The 13825-nt window shown below is 74.1% G+C and carries 12 protein-coding genes and 1 pseudogene; 3 read left to right on the forward strand and 10 right to left on the reverse strand.

Annotated features, from left to right (window positions below):
• The 9 genes and pseudogenes from ACFWI8_RS32075 to ACFWI8_RS32115 form a co-directional block, all read right to left on the reverse strand.
• Positions 1 to 216, reverse strand: a pseudogene (locus tag ACFWI8_RS32075) (ADP-ribosylglycohydrolase family protein); the annotation flags it as partial.
• On the reverse strand, positions 213 to 1412 hold the full coding sequence (locus tag ACFWI8_RS32080) for an ADP-ribosylglycohydrolase family protein (RefSeq protein WP_387098757.1): 1200 nt from the start codon (positions 1410 to 1412) through the stop codon (positions 213 to 215). The pseudogene ACFWI8_RS32075 and the gene ACFWI8_RS32080, both read right to left, overlap by 4 nt.
• A complete protein-coding gene (locus ACFWI8_RS32085; protein WP_387098759.1) occupies positions 1409 to 2677 on the reverse strand; it encodes an ADP-ribosylglycohydrolase family protein in 1269 nt (422 codons plus the stop codon). Before ACFWI8_RS32085 ends, ACFWI8_RS32080 begins: the two co-directional genes overlap by 4 nt.
• Complete coding sequence (locus tag ACFWI8_RS32090) at positions 2674 to 3792, reverse strand: ADP-ribosylglycohydrolase family protein (RefSeq protein ID WP_387098761.1); 1119 nt, start codon at positions 3790 to 3792, stop codon at positions 2674 to 2676. The genes ACFWI8_RS32085 and ACFWI8_RS32090 overlap by 4 nt, the downstream gene beginning before the upstream one ends.
• A gap of 58 nt (positions 3793 to 3850) precedes the next feature.
• On the reverse strand, positions 3851 to 5167 hold the full coding sequence (locus tag ACFWI8_RS32095; protein WP_387098763.1) for an ABC transporter substrate-binding protein: 1317 nt from the start codon (positions 5165 to 5167) through the stop codon (positions 3851 to 3853).
• Positions 5167 to 6048: a carbohydrate ABC transporter permease gene (locus ACFWI8_RS32100; protein ID WP_387098765.1), complete on the reverse strand. Its 882-nt coding sequence runs from the start codon at positions 6046 to 6048 to the stop codon at positions 5167 to 5169. The genes ACFWI8_RS32095 and ACFWI8_RS32100 overlap by 1 nt, the downstream gene beginning before the upstream one ends.
• Positions 6041 to 7003, reverse strand: a complete 963-nt coding sequence (locus ACFWI8_RS32105; RefSeq protein WP_387098767.1) for a carbohydrate ABC transporter permease — start codon at positions 7001 to 7003, stop codon at positions 6041 to 6043. The genes ACFWI8_RS32100 and ACFWI8_RS32105 overlap by 8 nt, the downstream gene beginning before the upstream one ends.
• A gap of 2 nt (positions 7004 to 7005) precedes the next feature.
• Positions 7006 to 8040 carry a LacI family DNA-binding transcriptional regulator gene (locus tag ACFWI8_RS32110; protein ID WP_387098769.1) on the reverse strand — a complete coding sequence of 345 codons (1035 nt, stop codon included), beginning with the start codon at positions 8038 to 8040 and terminating at the stop codon, positions 7006 to 7008.
• A 163-nt stretch (positions 8041 to 8203) separates the two neighbouring features.
• A complete protein-coding gene (locus tag ACFWI8_RS32115) occupies positions 8204 to 8908 on the reverse strand; it encodes a FadR/GntR family transcriptional regulator (RefSeq protein WP_387098771.1) in 705 nt (234 codons plus the stop codon).
• A gap of 177 nt (positions 8909 to 9085) precedes the next feature.
• On the opposite strand from ACFWI8_RS32115, the gene ACFWI8_RS32120 reads away from it, so the two are divergent.
• Complete coding sequence (locus tag ACFWI8_RS32120; protein WP_387098797.1) at positions 9086 to 10381, forward strand: cellulase-like family protein; 1296 nt, start codon at positions 9086 to 9088, stop codon at positions 10379 to 10381.
• A 489-nt stretch (positions 10382 to 10870) separates the two neighbouring features.
• Here the strand turns inward: ACFWI8_RS32120 and ACFWI8_RS32125 are convergent, their stop codons facing one another.
• A complete protein-coding gene (locus ACFWI8_RS32125) occupies positions 10871 to 11854 on the reverse strand; it encodes an aldo/keto reductase (RefSeq protein ID WP_387098773.1) in 984 nt (327 codons plus the stop codon).
• A gap of 148 nt (positions 11855 to 12002) precedes the next feature.
• Between ACFWI8_RS32125 and ACFWI8_RS32130 the strand changes: the two genes are divergently transcribed.
• Both ACFWI8_RS32130 and ACFWI8_RS32135 read left to right on the forward strand, forming a co-directional pair.
• The gene (locus ACFWI8_RS32130) at positions 12003 to 13199 is read left to right on the forward strand and encodes a silent information regulator protein Sir2 (protein ID WP_387098775.1); all 1197 of its coding nucleotides are present in this window, start codon (positions 12003 to 12005) and stop codon (positions 13197 to 13199) included.
• A 71-nt stretch (positions 13200 to 13270) separates the two neighbouring features.
• Complete coding sequence (locus ACFWI8_RS32135; RefSeq protein ID WP_387098777.1) at positions 13271 to 13798, forward strand: MarR family winged helix-turn-helix transcriptional regulator; 528 nt, start codon at positions 13271 to 13273, stop codon at positions 13796 to 13798.
• The last annotated feature ends 27 nt before the right edge of the window (positions 13799 to 13825 follow it).

The following is a 13825-nucleotide window of genomic DNA, read 5'->3' on the forward strand; positions in this document are numbered from 1 at the left end:
GGCCAGTTCGTCGAGCAGCCGCTCCGCGAGCCGGCGCAGCGCCGGATCCTCGGGCCCGGCCGAGGCGCCGGCGCGCTCGGGCGCCGGCCGGCCGCCGGCGGCCAGCCAGCGCCGCTCGACCGCCGAGGCGTCCCGCCCGTCCTGGGCGGCCTGCCGCAGCTCGTGCCCGAGCAGGTCCTCCGGCTGCACCCAGGTCAACCGCAGCGCCCCGCTCATGGCCGCGCCCCCGAGATGGCGGCGAACAGCTCCTCATGGGCCCGCCGCCGCGTCACGTCCCGCGCGAACACCTCGCGCGCCACGGCGGACAGCGCCTCGGCCGGCGCCCGCAGGTCGAGCCGGCTGGCCCTGGCCACCTCGCCGCTCCACTCCTCCGGCACCGCGTCCTCGCCGTGCAGCGCGCCCACGACGGCGCCCGCCATGGTGGCGATGGAGTCGCAGTCCCGGCCGTAGTTGACCGCGCCGAGCACCGTGTGCCGGAAGTCGCCCCGGCCCACCAGCAGCATGCCGAGCGCGATCGGCAGCTCCTCGATGGCGTGCAGCCTGGACGGCCTGCGGGCGCCGAGCGAGGGCTTGCGGTAGTCGGCGCCCACCGTGTCGTACGGCGACACGGCCGCCCGCAGCGGGCCGAGCGCCGCCTCGAAGTCGTCGAAGCCCGACGCCACCTCGCACACCGCCTCGATCGCCGCGCGGGTGCCGTCCTTCGCCAGCGACAGCGCCTCACCCACCACCGACTCCGGCGTGGCGCCCGGCTTGAACGCGGCCGCCACCGCCGCGGCGAACACCCCGGCCGCCTCCCGCCCGTAGGACGACTGGTGCGCGCCGGCCACGTCGAGCGCCTCCGCGTAGGCACCGGCCGGGTTGCCGGCGTTGACCACGCCCACCGGCGCCATGTACATCGCGGCGCCGCAGTTGACGATGTTGCCCACCCCGGCCTCGCGCGGGTCCACGTGGCCGTAGTGGATCCGGGCCACGATCCACTTCTCGGCCAGGAAGATCCGCTGCAACGGCAGCGCCTCGGCGTCGAGTTCCGGGATCCAGCGCGGGGTGGTGATGAGGTCGGGCACCAGGTGGTCGGCGACCGCGTACGCGTCCAGGTGGTCGCGCACCTTCTCGTAGACCCGCACCAGGGCGTGCGTCATCAGGGTGTCGTCGGTGACGTGCCCGTCGCCCTTGTGGTACGGGGCGATGGGGCGGGCGGTGCGCCACTGGTCGCGGTGGAACGGCTCGACGATGCCCCGCACCCGGCCGCCGTGCCGCTCGACGATGGCCTCGGGCGTCCAGCCCTCGACCGGGCCGCCGAGCGCGTCGCCGACCGCGGCGCCCACCAGGGCGCCCACGGTGCGGCTCTCCAGGGAGAGGTGGGTTCGGTCGGAGAGTGCGGAGGGACTGGACGAAGGGGTGGCAGAGGTCATGTGGTCGATCCCTTCTGGCGGGCAGAGCTCTCCACGGCCGCGGCGCGGCCGGGAGCGGGGGTGAGGTCGGGTTCCCGGGGGAGCGAGGAAGCGGAGGAAAGGGACGCCGGCCGCCCGGCGAACGGCGTCGCGGCGAGCCGCGCGGCCAGCTCCACCAGGTCGGTGCCGGCGAGCCTCGGCAGGGCGCAGCCGGGCAGCGTCCGGCAGGCCGCGCGCCAGCTGGCGGGCAGCGCCCCGGCGCCCGAGACGGCCCCGGTCAGCGCGCCCGCCAGGGCCGGCGCCGAGTCCGCCACCCGGGACAGGCAGGCCGCCGTCGGCACCGCCTCGCTGACCGCGCCGCCGGCCGCGATGGCCACCGCGAGGGCGACGGGCACCGTCTCGGCCGCGGCGATGCCGTAGCTGTAGACGTGGTCGACGATCTCGTGCTCCAGGACCGGCACCAGCGCGAACGCGGTGCCGGCCGGGCCCGGCGCGGCGGCCACCGCGGACCTGGCGAGGCCGACGGCGTGCAGCGCGTTGCGGCGGATCTCGGTGCCCTCGGGCAACTGCCGCAGCGCCTCGTCCACGCAGGAGTCCACCGGGGCGCCGGCCAGCGCCACGGCCATCGCCGCCGCCATCGCCCGGGCGCCGTGCACCCCGTCGCCGTCCTGCGTGTAGCGGGCGTCGAACTCGGCCAGGGCGGCGGCCGCCTCCGGATCGCCCGGGTGGGCCACGGCCAGCACAGCGGCCCGGACGCAGGCCGCGTCGTCGAAGTAGTGCGGGTTGTCGTGGCCGGTGGCCGGCGGCCTGAGCCCGGCCGCCAGGTTCCCGAGGCCGGCCCGCACCGAGATCCTGGCCCGCAGCGGGATGCGCGCCGACTCGATCTCGTCGGCCTGCTCGGCCGCCGCCGCGACCTCGTCGGCCAACGCCGTCCAGGCCAGCGCGAGAGCCGAGCGCACCCGGCCGGCGATCTCCTCGGGCGCTCCGCCGCCACTGGCCGCGGAGAGCAGGGAGAGCGCCGTGAACGCCGCCCACTCGGCGTCGTCCGAGGGGCCGAGCCGCAGCGGCTCCGGCGGCTGGTTGAGCGCTATGGGCACCGGCAGCGTGGTGGTCGCGTTCTGCTCGGCGAAGGTGTCGAGCTCCCTGGTGAGCCGTCTGGTCCACTCGGGCAGCCGGGCGGCCCGGTGTCGGCCGGAGGGCCAGCCGGCGGCGTCGCCGGCGGCGATCCCCAGCAGCAGGCCCTCGATCCGGCGACCCACGGACTCCGCCGCGCGGGGCTCGGTCATCGCGCCGCCTCAGCGAGGCCGTTCGGCGGCCCGGTCCGCGTCGGCGCCAGGCGGTCGGCGACGTCGAGCACGTGCCGGCCGGCCATCGACGGCAGGCAACTGCCGCGCACCGGGCCGATGGCCGCCGCCCAGTCGGCGGGGATGGCCGCCTCGCCGCGCAGCGCCCCGCACAGCGCCCCGGCCACCGCGGCCGTGGTGTCCGCGTCCCGGCCCATGTTGACGGCCGTCTCGACCGCCCGCGCGAAGTCGCCGCGGGCCGCGTCGAACGCGCCGAAGGCCAGGCCGACCGCCTCCGGAGCCAGGTCGGTCCACGGATAGCCGCCGATCACGGTGGCCGACCTGACGGCCCGCTCGACGGACAGCTGGCTCGCCGCCGGGTCGCGCCGCGCCCGCCGGGCCGCCGTCACCGCGCGTTGCAGCGAACGCGCCGTCCACGAGTCGTCGGGCACCACCGAGAGCGCCGCGAGCACCACCACGTCCGGGCTGTGGCTCACCATGGCCGCCGCCACCCCGGCCGCCACCGCCTGCCCGCCGTAGATGCCCTCGCCGTCGTGCGAGACCGTGCCGTCGATCGCCACCAGACGGGCCGCCTCGGCCGGCCGGCCCGCCGCGAACACCCCGAACGGCGCCGCCCGCATCGCGAGACCGTCGCTCCAGGCGTGCCGGTGCTGCGCCGAGATGGGCGCGGCGAGACCCCGGCGCAGGTTCTCCAGCGTGCCGCGCTCGCTGAACCCGGCGCCCCGGAACGGGCCCTCGTCCAGGTCGGCGATCCACTCGTGCCACGCCGACTCGACGTGCTCGACGGTCAGCTCCGAGCCGTGCTCGGCGAGCAGCAGCCCGGAGAAGATCGCGTACTCGGTGTCGTCCGTGCCGGCCGGGTCGTCGGAGACGAACCCCACAATGCGCCCCCAACGCTCCCTGATCTGGGAGGGCTTGAGGTTCTCCGCCGGCGCGCCGAGCGCGTCGCCGACGGCGAGGCCCAGCATGGCGCCCCGGGCACGGTCCCGCGGCACGGCGGCGGCCGGCGGCGGCTGCTCTGGCACGGCCCGCAGCCGGCGCGGGGCCGGTCGTGCGGCCGGGTCCGGTTCCGGGGCGGTCATGGGGGTGGCGCTCATGGTGTGGTCAGAGCTCTCTTCCGTCGGGTGTGGGGTGGTGCCGGGCGCGGGCGGCGCGTCAGCGCTGGTAGCGGTTGAGGATCCGGTTGCCGTCCTCCGCGAGCTCCTCCCGCAACCCGGCGAGGTCCAGGGCGCCGGCGTAGTACTCCTGGAGGGCGGGGGTGGCGACCTTGTCCTTCCACTCGGGGTAGCCGCGCACCCCGAGCACCGGCGAGGGGCGCAGCCGGTCGGCCAGTTCGGCGCCGACGTGCCACCCGTCGTCGGTCGTGTTGAGCGCGGGATCGGTCAGCGCGGTGCGGCTGGTGGGCAGCATCCAGTCGCCGCGCGCCAGGTCGACGGCGTGTTCCGGTCGGGTGAGGAAGGCGATGAAGTCGACGGCGGCCTGCTGGTGTTCGCTGTCCTCGGCCACCGAGAGGGTCTGCGGCACCACGCCCTGGGCGAGCCCCTGCGCTCCGCCGCCGGTCGGCATGGGCAGCACGGTCCACTCGAAGCCGTCGGGCGCCTGCTGGCTCACCTGCTGCCGGAAGGAGAAGTTGAGCGGCACCATGGCGTAGCGGTCGGCGAAGAAGCCGGGCAGCGTCTCGGAGCCCGACATGCCGAGGCTGCCGCTCGGCGCCGTGCCGTCCCGGTGCACCTGTCGGTTTATCAGCTCGGCGACGGCGGAGTCGGCCGCGTCGAAACGCACCTCGTTCCTGCCGTCCTCGCGGTGGAGGACCTGGCCGCCGGTGCTCAGCGAGAGGTTGACGGACTGGGCCACCGGTTCGCGCATGGACCAGGCGACGCCGTAGGTCTCCGGGGTGCCGTCGCCGTCCTCGTCGGCGGTCAGCGCCCGGCAGACCTCCTCGAACTCGGCCCAGGTCCACGGTTCCTCGGTGGTGGGCACCCGCACCCCGGACGCCTCGAGCAGCCGGGTGTTGGCGATCAGCACCCGCGGCTCCTGGAGGAAGGGCACGCCGTAGACGCCACCGTCGAAGGTGGTCGACTCCCAGGACTCGGCCGGGATGTCGGCGCGCAGTTCGTCCGGGAGCAGCCCGCCCAGGTCGGCGAGGAAGCCGCCGTAGGCGAAGTCGGTGAGGTCCGAGGCGTCGTTGTGGATGATGTCGGGGGCCTCGCCGCCCTCGAAGGAGGTCAGCAGGTGGTCGTGGATGTTGTCCCAGCTGCCCTGCACGTAGCGCACCCGGACGTCGGGGTTGGCGGCGTTCCACTCCTCGACGAGCGCCTCGTTGGCGGCGATCGACTCCTCCTGCCAGGCCAGGCTGAGGAACTCGAGGGTGACCGTGCCGTCGTCGGCGCCACCGTCGTCGGCGCCGGCGCAGCCGGCGAGGGTGACCAGCGCGAGGGCGGCGGCCGCCGCCCGGGGGAGTCGTCGGCGCATCAGCCCTTCACCGCCCCCGCGAGCATGCCGCCGACCAGGCGCCGCTGGAGCAGCGCGAAGAACAGCAGCGTCGGCAGGGTGGCGAGCACCGAGGCGGCGGCGAGCGGGCCGAGGTCCGCCACGCCCTCGGCGCCGATGAAGTGGGTGAGGATCACGGACATCGTCTGCTTCTCCGGAGACTTGAGGAGGACCAGGGCGAAGAAGAACTCGTTCCAGGCGGTGACGAAGGAGAACATCAGGGTGGCCACCAGGCCCGGGGTGAGCATCGGCAGCACGACGCTCGCCAGGGTGCGCAGCCGGCCGGCGCCGTCCATCGCGGCGGCCTCCTCGAGTTCGGGCGGCACCGCCCGCACGTAGCCCTGGAGCATCCAGAGCGCGAACGGCAGGTTCCAGACCACGTAGACCAGGACGAGGCCCGGCAGCGAGTTGATGAGGTGCAGGTTCCGCAGCACCAGGAACAGCGGGATGATGACCAGCACGAAGGGGAACATCTGGCTGATCAGGATCCAGACCGTGCCGGCCTGGCTGATCCGGGAGCGGAAGCGGACCATCACGTACGCCGCCGGCACGGATATCGCCACGGCTATCAGGGCCGCGCTGACCGCCACCAGCAGGCTGTTGAGCGCCGACCGCAGCAGCGGCTGCGCGTCGAACGCGTCCCGGTAGTTGTCCAGGCTCGGCTCCCTCGGGAACCACGTCGGGTCGATCGACCCCAGCTCCTGCGGAGACTTGAACGACGTGGACACCAGCCACAGCAGCGGGAAGGCGAGGAAGACGAGATACGCGGCCAGCGCGAGGTACTGCCCGGCGCGGCCGACGCGAGCGGCTCGGCGCCGGGCCGGCGCGGCCTTCGCGAGCCCCGGGTTCGTGGCGTCACTCATCGTTCTCCCCCTTGAGCCGGTTCCGCAGGAACACCGTCAGGAAGACGGCGACGACCCCGACCAGGACCAGGCCCATCGCGGCGGCGTAGCCGTACTGGCCGTAGGTGAACGCCTCCTCGTAGACGAAGAGGCTCGGCAGCCTGGTCTCGCCGGCCGGGCCGCCGCCGGTGAGCACGTAGACCAGGCCGAAGGAGTTGAAGTTCCAGATGAAGTTCAGCGCGGTGATGGCCAGCACCACGGGGCGCAGCGCCGGCCAGGTCACCGTCGTGAAGCGGCGCCAGACGCCGGCGCCGTCCAGCTGCGCGGCCTCCCGCAGTTCGTGCGGGACGTTCTGCAGGCCGGCGAGGAGCACGACCGTGGTCTGCGGCATCCCGGCCCACACGCCGACCACGATGACGGCGGGCAGCGCGAGCGACAGGTCGGTGAGCCAGTCGACGTTCTCCGTGATCAGGCCCAGGTCGGTCAGCGCCCCGTTGAGGATGCCGGCGTCCTGGTGGTAGACCAGCCGCCACATGATGCCGACGACCACCTCGGGCATGGCCCAGGGGACGATGGCCAGCGTCCTGGCGAGCCAGCGGAACCGCAGGTCCTGGTCGAGCAGCAGTGCGAGGCCGAGCGCCAGCAGGAACTGCAGGGTGGTGACGCAGACGGCCCACACCACGCCGATGCGGAACGACTCCCAGAACAGGTCGTCGTGCCACAGGTCCTGGAAGTTGAGGCTGCCCACGAACTGGGTGGGGGAGGTGCGGCCGGCCTGCGCGTCGGTGAACGCGAGCGAGATGCCGTACAGCAGTGGCCCGACGCTCAGCACGAGTATCGGGAGCAGCACGGGGAGCAGCAGGAACCAGGCCCCGCGGTCGAGGCCGAGCGCCCGTCGGCGACGGCCCGGTGTGCGGAGCGGCGGGGTGCCGCGGCTGCCCGGGGCGGCGTCGGCCCGAGCGGCGGTGAGACTCATGGTCACCTTCTGGGGTCGGTCGCCGGCGCGGTGGAGGCGCGCACGACGAGGCGGGGCGGGGTGGTGGTGGTCCTGGGCGCGGGCAGGAGCGGGTTCCCGGCCGGGACTTCGAGTCGGTCGAGCAGCATCCGGGCGGCGCGCCGGCCGCGTTCGGCGGAGCCGAGGTCGACGCTGGTCAGCGGCGGCCAGCCGGCCTGGGCGAGCGTGCTGTCGTCCATGCCGGCGACGGCCAGGTCGTGCGGTATCCGCAGGCCGTGCGCGAGCAGGGCGTGCGCGGCGCCGAGCGCCAGCTGGTCGTTGGCGCAGAAGACGGCGTCCGGGCGGGCGGGGAGCAGCCGCTCGGCCGCGGCCCGGCCCTGCTCGATGCCGAAGTCGGTGTGGACGACGAGGTCCGGGTCGTGGGGGAGGCCGCACTCGGCGAGCGCGGCGCGGTAGCCGAGGTCGCGGTTGTGGCCGGGGACCGTGTCCGAGGGGCCGCCGATGTACGCGATCCGCCGCCGCCCCGTCTCGTACAGGTGGCGCACGGCCAGCGCGGCGCCGGCGACCGAGTCGGCCCGCACGCTGTCCACCGGGCCGGGCTCTGGTAGCGAGCCGATCACCACCACGGGGCCCGCGGCGGAGGCCAGCGCCGCCAGGTGGGCGTCGGTGATGCGGATCGGGCAGAGGATGAGCCCGTCGCTGGTGCGGTCGCCGAGGCTGCGCAGCACGGCCAGTTCGTCCTCGGCCACCGCGTCGGTCGAGTGCAGCAGCAGGCGGTAGCCGGCGGCCTTGGTGACGGCCTGGATCGCCCGGACCATCGCCACGTAGACGGGGTTGCCGATGTCGGGCACGGCGAAGGTGAGCTGCCTGGTCCTGCCGTCCTTGAGGGAGCGGGCCACGGCGTTGGGCACGTAGCCGAGCTCCGCGGCGGCGCGGCGCACCCGCTCGGTGGTGTCCCGGCGGGCCCCCTGGCCGTTGAGCACGCGGGAGACCGAGGCGGTCGAGACGCCGGCGCGCCGCGCGATCGACACGATGGTCGGTTGTCCACCGTTCGACATCCCAATCCGTCCCTTTTGTTGGGGGAGTTCCCGATCGCTGTAATCGTTTCCAGCGCCTGTAATCGTTTACAGATGTTGCTGTCGTGTTTCCCGACCCGTCAAGAGGTGGCCGCGGATCGATACCGGCCCGACACCCTTGTAGCGAGCGGCCGTTGACCGGAGGTCAGCTGTCGCCGGCCGCCAACAGGCCCTGATCCTCCGCCGACTTGGCCAGCAGGTCGAGCATCGCCAGCTCGGCGCGCGCCGCGTCCCGGTCGCGGACCGCGTCCAGCACCGCCCGGTGGCTCGGCACCGGATCGCCGGCCGCCGGGTGGGCGTGTACCAGGCGGTCCCGCACCCGCAGCCCGGGCTCGAGCAGCAGGTCGAGACGGCTGAGGAGTTCGTTCCCGGTGGCGGCCAGCAGGGCCCGGTGGAACGCGGTGTCGGCCTCGGTCGCCGCCGCCGAGTCGCCGCGCGCGCCGGCCATCGCGGACAGCGCCGCGTCGAGCGCGGCCAGGTCGGCCTCGGTCCGGCGCAGCGCGGCCCGGCGGGCCGCGGCCGGCTCGACTATGGAGCGCACGTCGGCCAGGTCCCGCAGCAGCTGCCCCGAGTCGCCGCTCACCACCCGCCAGCGCATCACGTCGGGGTCGAGCAGGTTCCAGGCCGAGCGGGCGCGGACGAAGGTGCCGCGCTTCTGCCGGGCGTCGATCAGCCCCTTGCCGGCCAGCACCTTCAGCGACTCGCGCATCACGGTGAGGCTGACGTCCAGCTGTTCGCCCAGGGCCCGCACGTCCAGCGTGTCGCCCTCGGTGAACTCGCCGCCCACGATGCGCGCGCCCAGGTGGTGCACCACCTGTCCGTGCACGCCGCGGGCTGAGTAGGCCGCCATGACGAGCTCCCAGGAGTGGACGGGGACCTGACCCGCCCAGTCTAGCTTGGCTATTATTTATGAATAGTTCTTGACAGGCCGATGGGCCGATCGCACGATGAACCCACGTCCCGAGCCGCCCGGAGCCGTCAGCCGCCGACCGCCCGGAAGGGCCGACACAGAGAGGCCGTGACCACCGTGCCCACCCCGCTCCCGGACCAGCTCCCCGAGAAGCTGGTCATCTCCCTCTGGGACTTCACCTGGTACACCCGCACCGGCCCCGGCGAACCCTTCGAGGACCTCGACCGGGCCTTCGCCGAGGCCGTGGAGCGCGGCTACAACGCCGTGCGGATCTGCGCCATGCCGTACCTGCTCTTCCGCTCGGGACTCGACACCGGCCGACTGCGACTCGACCCGCTCGGCGGCGAGTTCGGGCAGCGGGTCCGCTGGTACGACGTCCGCGCCAGCACCGAGATCGACGGCCGCGCCCACCTGCTCGCGCTGTTCGAGGCCGCCCGCCGGCACGACTGCTTCGTCATCCTCTCCAGCTGGGAGTACCAGCAGAGCCCGTCCTTCGCCGGCGACCGCCGGTGGTTCGACGCGCTGATGGCCATCGACCCGGAGCGGCGCGCCGAGGAGCTGGCCGACGCGCAGGCCGACCTCATCGACTTCCTCGCCGCCCACGGCGGGCTCGACGACCGGGTCGCCTTCACTGAACTGCACAACGAGGTGCAGGCCGGCCGCCTCGCCGACGGACTGCCCGCCGACGCGGACCGGGTCGTCGCCCTCCGGCCGCGCCTCGAACGCGGCATCGCCCGCTTCAAGGAGCGCCACCCGGACCGCCCGGTCACCGTCAACTACGCGACCGTGCCCGTGGGGTCGCTGCGGGGCATCCCGGCAGGCGCGGACGTGGCGGCCTTCCACCCGTACGTCTACGGCGTCCTCGACGAGCTCATCGACACCTACGCGCTGCGCGCCCCCGACCGGCCGTTCCCCCAGGACGCCGTCCGCCGCGACCTGCTGCGGCCCGACGCGCCCGACCTCGCCGACTGGCTGCCACCGGCCGAGGACCGGTGGCGGCTCGACGCCACCATCGTCCAGCACCGCGAGCTGTACGTCCACGACTGGTGCGACCCGCGGAAGTGGGACGCCTGGCTCTACGACCGCTACGCGATCCACCGCCTCGCCATGGAACAACGGCTCGTCACCTGGATCGACGCGGCCGCCGACTGGGCGGCGGCGGCCGACGTGCCGCTGGTCTTCGGCGAGGGCTGGGTCGGCTACACCCCCCGGCTCGGCACATTCGAGGAGGGCCCGGTCGGCGCGGCGTTCTGCCGCCGCGCCATCGCGGAAAGCGCCCGCGTCGGCGCCCGCGGCGCCGTCGTCTGCTCCAACGCGGCGCCGCACCACAGCATGTGGTCGGACATCGCACTCCAACGCGATTGTGCTGCCGCGCTCACCGCCCTGGCGGGCGCTACCGCCCTGGCGGGCTGAGGGCTCTCGAAGGGGCGCCGGTTCCGGGACCGGCGGCGGTCGGGGCGCTACCGCCCTGGCGGGCTGAGGGCTCTCGAAGGGGCGCCGGTTCCGGGACCGGCGGCGGTCGGGGCAGCCCCGCGGCCCCTGCTGGCTGGCGGCCAAGGGCTCGCGCGGGCGGCCTGGCTGGGCCGGCGGTGCCGGCCGTCCCCGGCCTGTTCCGCCGTGGGGCTCCGGCTACGGTGGGGCGCTCGGCGCCAGCCGTCCGCGGCGGTCGGACCGCCAGGTCCGTCGGCTCTGCCGTGGCTGGACTCCACCGGTTCGCCCGGCTTCGCCGGGGCGCGGCGAAGCTCGCCCCGGCTCGTACGCCGTCGTGGCTCCGGAACCCGGGCCAGCCGGCCGTCGGCCGGCAGGGGCGAACCGCCACGCCGGGACGGGGGCGCCGTGCGCCCCGGCGGGGCCGGCCCGCTGCGGTGGCTTCGCCCGGCTACGCCGGGCTCCGGTTCGGTGTTACCAGCGGTGGTGGACGAGGGGGCGGATGCGGCGGTCGTAGAGTTCGCGGATGGCGTCCAGGGTGTGGCCCGGCAGCGGCGGGAGCGCCGCCGCGGCGGCGTTGGCGGCGGCCTGGTCGCGGTCGCGGGCGCCCGGGATCACCGTGGAGACGCCAGGCTGTTGGAGGATCCAGCGCAGCGCCGTCTGGGCCGGGCTGGCTCCCTCGGGGGCCAGCCCGGCGAACTCCGCGGCCGCCGCCACGCCCGTCGCGTAGTCGACGCCGGAGAAGGTCTCGCCCTGGTCGAACGCCTCACCGTGCCGGTTGTAGGTGCGGTGGTCGTCCGGCGGGAAGACGGTGCGCTCGGTGTACCTGCCGGACAGCAGGCCGCTGGCCAGTGGGACCCGCGCGATGACGCCGGCGCCCGCGTCGGCGGCGGCCGGCAGTACCTCCTCCAGCGGCTTGAGCCGGAACGGGTTGAGGATGATCTGCACGCTCGCCGTGCCGGTCCTGGCGATGGCGGTCAGCGCCTCCGCGCACGTCTCGACGCTCACCCCGTACGCCGCGATCCGCCCCTCGGCGACGAGGGTGTCCAGCGCGTCGAAGACGGCGTCCGAGGAGAACACCGGCGTCGGGGGGCAGTGCAACTGCACCAGGTCGAGCCGGTCGACGCCCAGGTTCCGGCGCGAACGATCCGTCCAGGAGCGGAAGTTGTCCAGGGTGAACAGCGCCGGGTCCTGGGCCGTGCGGCGGCCCATCTTGGTGGCGACCACCACCCCGGCGTCGGGGCGCTCCCGTAGGAAACGGCCGATCAGCCGCTCGCTGCGCCCGTCGCCGTAGACGTCCGCGGTGTCGAAGAAGGTCACCCCGGCCTCGACGGACGCCTCGAGCACCGCGAGCGCCTCGTCCTCCTTCACCTCACCCCAGTCGGCCCCGAGCTGCCAGGTGCCGAGGCCGACCGCGGACACCCGCTGGCCGCTCCGGTCGAAGATCCGCTGCTCCATGTTCTCCCTCTCCACTGGTTTACAGGATGCGCGCGATAGTCCACATCGTGCCCCTGATCGTCCACACCGGACGATCTAGCCTGAACTCCGCCCGAGCCGCGCGGCCCCCCACCCCCCATGCAGAGCCGTCTGGGAAGGAAGGCACGACATGCCCGCACGAAGGAAAGCGAGAACGGTGGCGACGGCCTGGTGCGCAGGTCTGCTCGTCGCCGGAGCGGGACTGACCACCATCGGCACCGCGCAGGCGGCTCCGGTCGAGGCCGCCGTCGCCACGCTGTACGTGGCGCCGAACGGCACCGACGGCGCCGCCGGCACGATATCCGCCCCGACGACGCTCACCTCCGCGATCAGCCGCGTCGACCCCGGCGGGACGATCTATCTGCGCGGTGGCACCTACAACTACTCGCAGACCGTCACCATCCCGGCGGGCAACAACGGCACGTCGAGCGCCCGCACCCGGCTGACCGCGTACAACGGCGAGCGGCCGGTGCTGAACTTCTCCGCGCAGAGCGAGAGTTCCTCCAACCGTGGGCTCGCCGTCAACGGCAACTACTGGCACGTCTACGGCGTCACCGTCGAGCGCGCCGGTGACAACGGCATCTTCGTCGGCGGCAACAACAACGTCCTGGAACGGACCGTGACGCGGTACAACCGCGACACCGGGCTGCAGATCGCGCGGATCTCCTCCAGCACCCCGCGCGCCCAGTGGCCGTCGAACAACCTCGTGCTGAGCGCCGAGTCGCACGACAACGCCGACTCCGACGGCGAGGACGCGGACGGCTTCGCCGCCAAGCTCACCGTCGGCAACGGCAACGTCTTCCGCTACGCCGTCGCCCACAACAACGCGGACGACGGCTGGGACCTCTACACCTACGCCGACGAGGAGGCGATCGGCCCGGTGACCGTCGAGGACTCCCTCTCCTACGAGAACGGCACCCTCAGCGACGGCACCCAGCTCTCCAACGGCGACCGCAACGGCTACAAGCTCGGCGGCGAGGACGTCCCGATCAACCACGTCATCCGGCGCAACATCGCCGTCGACAACGGCCAGCACGGGTTCACCTACAACCGGAACCCGGGCACGATGACCATCTCGAACAACGTGAGCATCGGCAGCGAGGAGCGCAACTTCAACTTCGACGCCGGCACCTCGGTGTTCCGCAACAACACCTCGTGCAACGGCGGCTCGAACGACCGGATCGTCGGCAACTCCGACAGCTCCAACCAGTGGTACTCCGGCAGCAACGGCTCCCGGTGCGCCACGTACTCCGGCGCCCTCGGCTGGTCCTTCGCCTCCGACGGCCGCCTCAACGTGACCTTCGGCGGCCGGGTCGTCACGCCGTAACCGCGAACGACCAGGTCCTCCCAGTGAGCCGGCGCCCGTCACCACGGGTGCCGGCTCCCTACGATGGCCCGATGGAAAGCGACGAAGGTGACGCCGAGCGGGTCGAGGAGCTGGTCTCCTCGTTGATGGCCGCGGCCCGGCTGATGGTGGGGGTGTCCGCGCGGGCGCTCGCCAGGGTGGACGAGACGCTGTCACTCGCCCAACTGCGGTCGCTGGTGGTGCTCGACGCCTGCGCCCCGGCCAAACTCGCCGTGCTGGCCCGGGCCCTGGGAGTGAACCCGTCCACGGCGCTGCGCACCGTGGCGCGTCTTGAGACGGCCGGCCTGGTGGACCGGCGGGCCAACGAGGACAACCGGCGCGAGGTCGTGCTCACCCCGACCGCCGCCGGGCGCGACCTGGTGGCGCGGGTGCTCGACCAGCGCCGCCGGGAGATGGCGGCGCTGGCCGACCGGTTGCCTGCGGAGCACCGGCACGGGCTCGTCGACGGGCTGCGGGCGCTGCTCGCGGTGGCCGACGAGCCCGACCTGTGGACGCTGCCGCGGTTCGCCGACGTCGTCGCGAGCAGCAACGACGGCGCCTGGCACCGGGACGGCTCCTGACGGGCCGCGGCCCCCGGACACGCCCCT

This window comes from Streptomyces sp. NPDC127098 (assembly GCF_042722465.1).
GTDB classification, from domain to species: Bacteria; Actinomycetota; Actinomycetes; order Streptomycetales; family Streptomycetaceae; genus Streptomyces; species Streptomyces millisiae.

What these genes read in the sequence shown, in the direction of transcription:
- ACFWI8_RS32135 (WP_387098777.1), top strand. Translation starts at nt 13,271, where the DNA reads ATGGAAAGCGACGAAGGTGACGCCGAGCGGGTCGAGGAGCTGGTCTCC.
- ACFWI8_RS32105 (WP_387098767.1), bottom strand. Translation starts at nt 7,003, where the DNA reads ATGAGTCTCACCGCCGCTCGGGCCGACGCCGCCCCGGGCAGCCGCGGC.
- ACFWI8_RS32125 (WP_387098773.1), bottom strand. Translation starts at nt 11,854, where the DNA reads ATGGAGCAGCGGATCTTCGACCGGAGCGGCCAGCGGGTGTCCGCGGTC.
- ACFWI8_RS32095 (WP_387098763.1), bottom strand. Translation starts at nt 5,167, where the DNA reads ATGCGCCGACGACTCCCCCGGGCGGCGGCCGCCGCCCTCGCGCTGGTC.
- ACFWI8_RS32085 (WP_387098759.1), bottom strand. Translation starts at nt 2,677, where the DNA reads ATGACCGAGCCCCGCGCGGCGGAGTCCGTGGGTCGCCGGATCGAGGGC.
- ACFWI8_RS32110 (WP_387098769.1), bottom strand. Translation starts at nt 8,040, where the DNA reads ATGTCGAACGGTGGACAACCGACCATCGTGTCGATCGCGCGGCGCGCC.
- ACFWI8_RS32115 (WP_387098771.1), bottom strand. Translation starts at nt 8,908, where the DNA reads ATGGCGGCCTACTCAGCCCGCGGCGTGCACGGACAGGTGGTGCACCAC.
- ACFWI8_RS32130 (WP_387098775.1), top strand. Translation starts at nt 12,003, where the DNA reads ATGCCCGCACGAAGGAAAGCGAGAACGGTGGCGACGGCCTGGTGCGCA.
- ACFWI8_RS32080 (WP_387098757.1), bottom strand. Translation starts at nt 1,412, where the DNA reads ATGACCTCTGCCACCCCTTCGTCCAGTCCCTCCGCACTCTCCGACCGA.
- ACFWI8_RS32100 (WP_387098765.1), bottom strand. Translation starts at nt 6,048, where the DNA reads ATGAGTGACGCCACGAACCCGGGGCTCGCGAAGGCCGCGCCGGCCCGG.
- ACFWI8_RS32090 (WP_387098761.1), bottom strand. Translation starts at nt 3,792, where the DNA reads ATGAGCGCCACCCCCATGACCGCCCCGGAACCGGACCCGGCCGCACGA.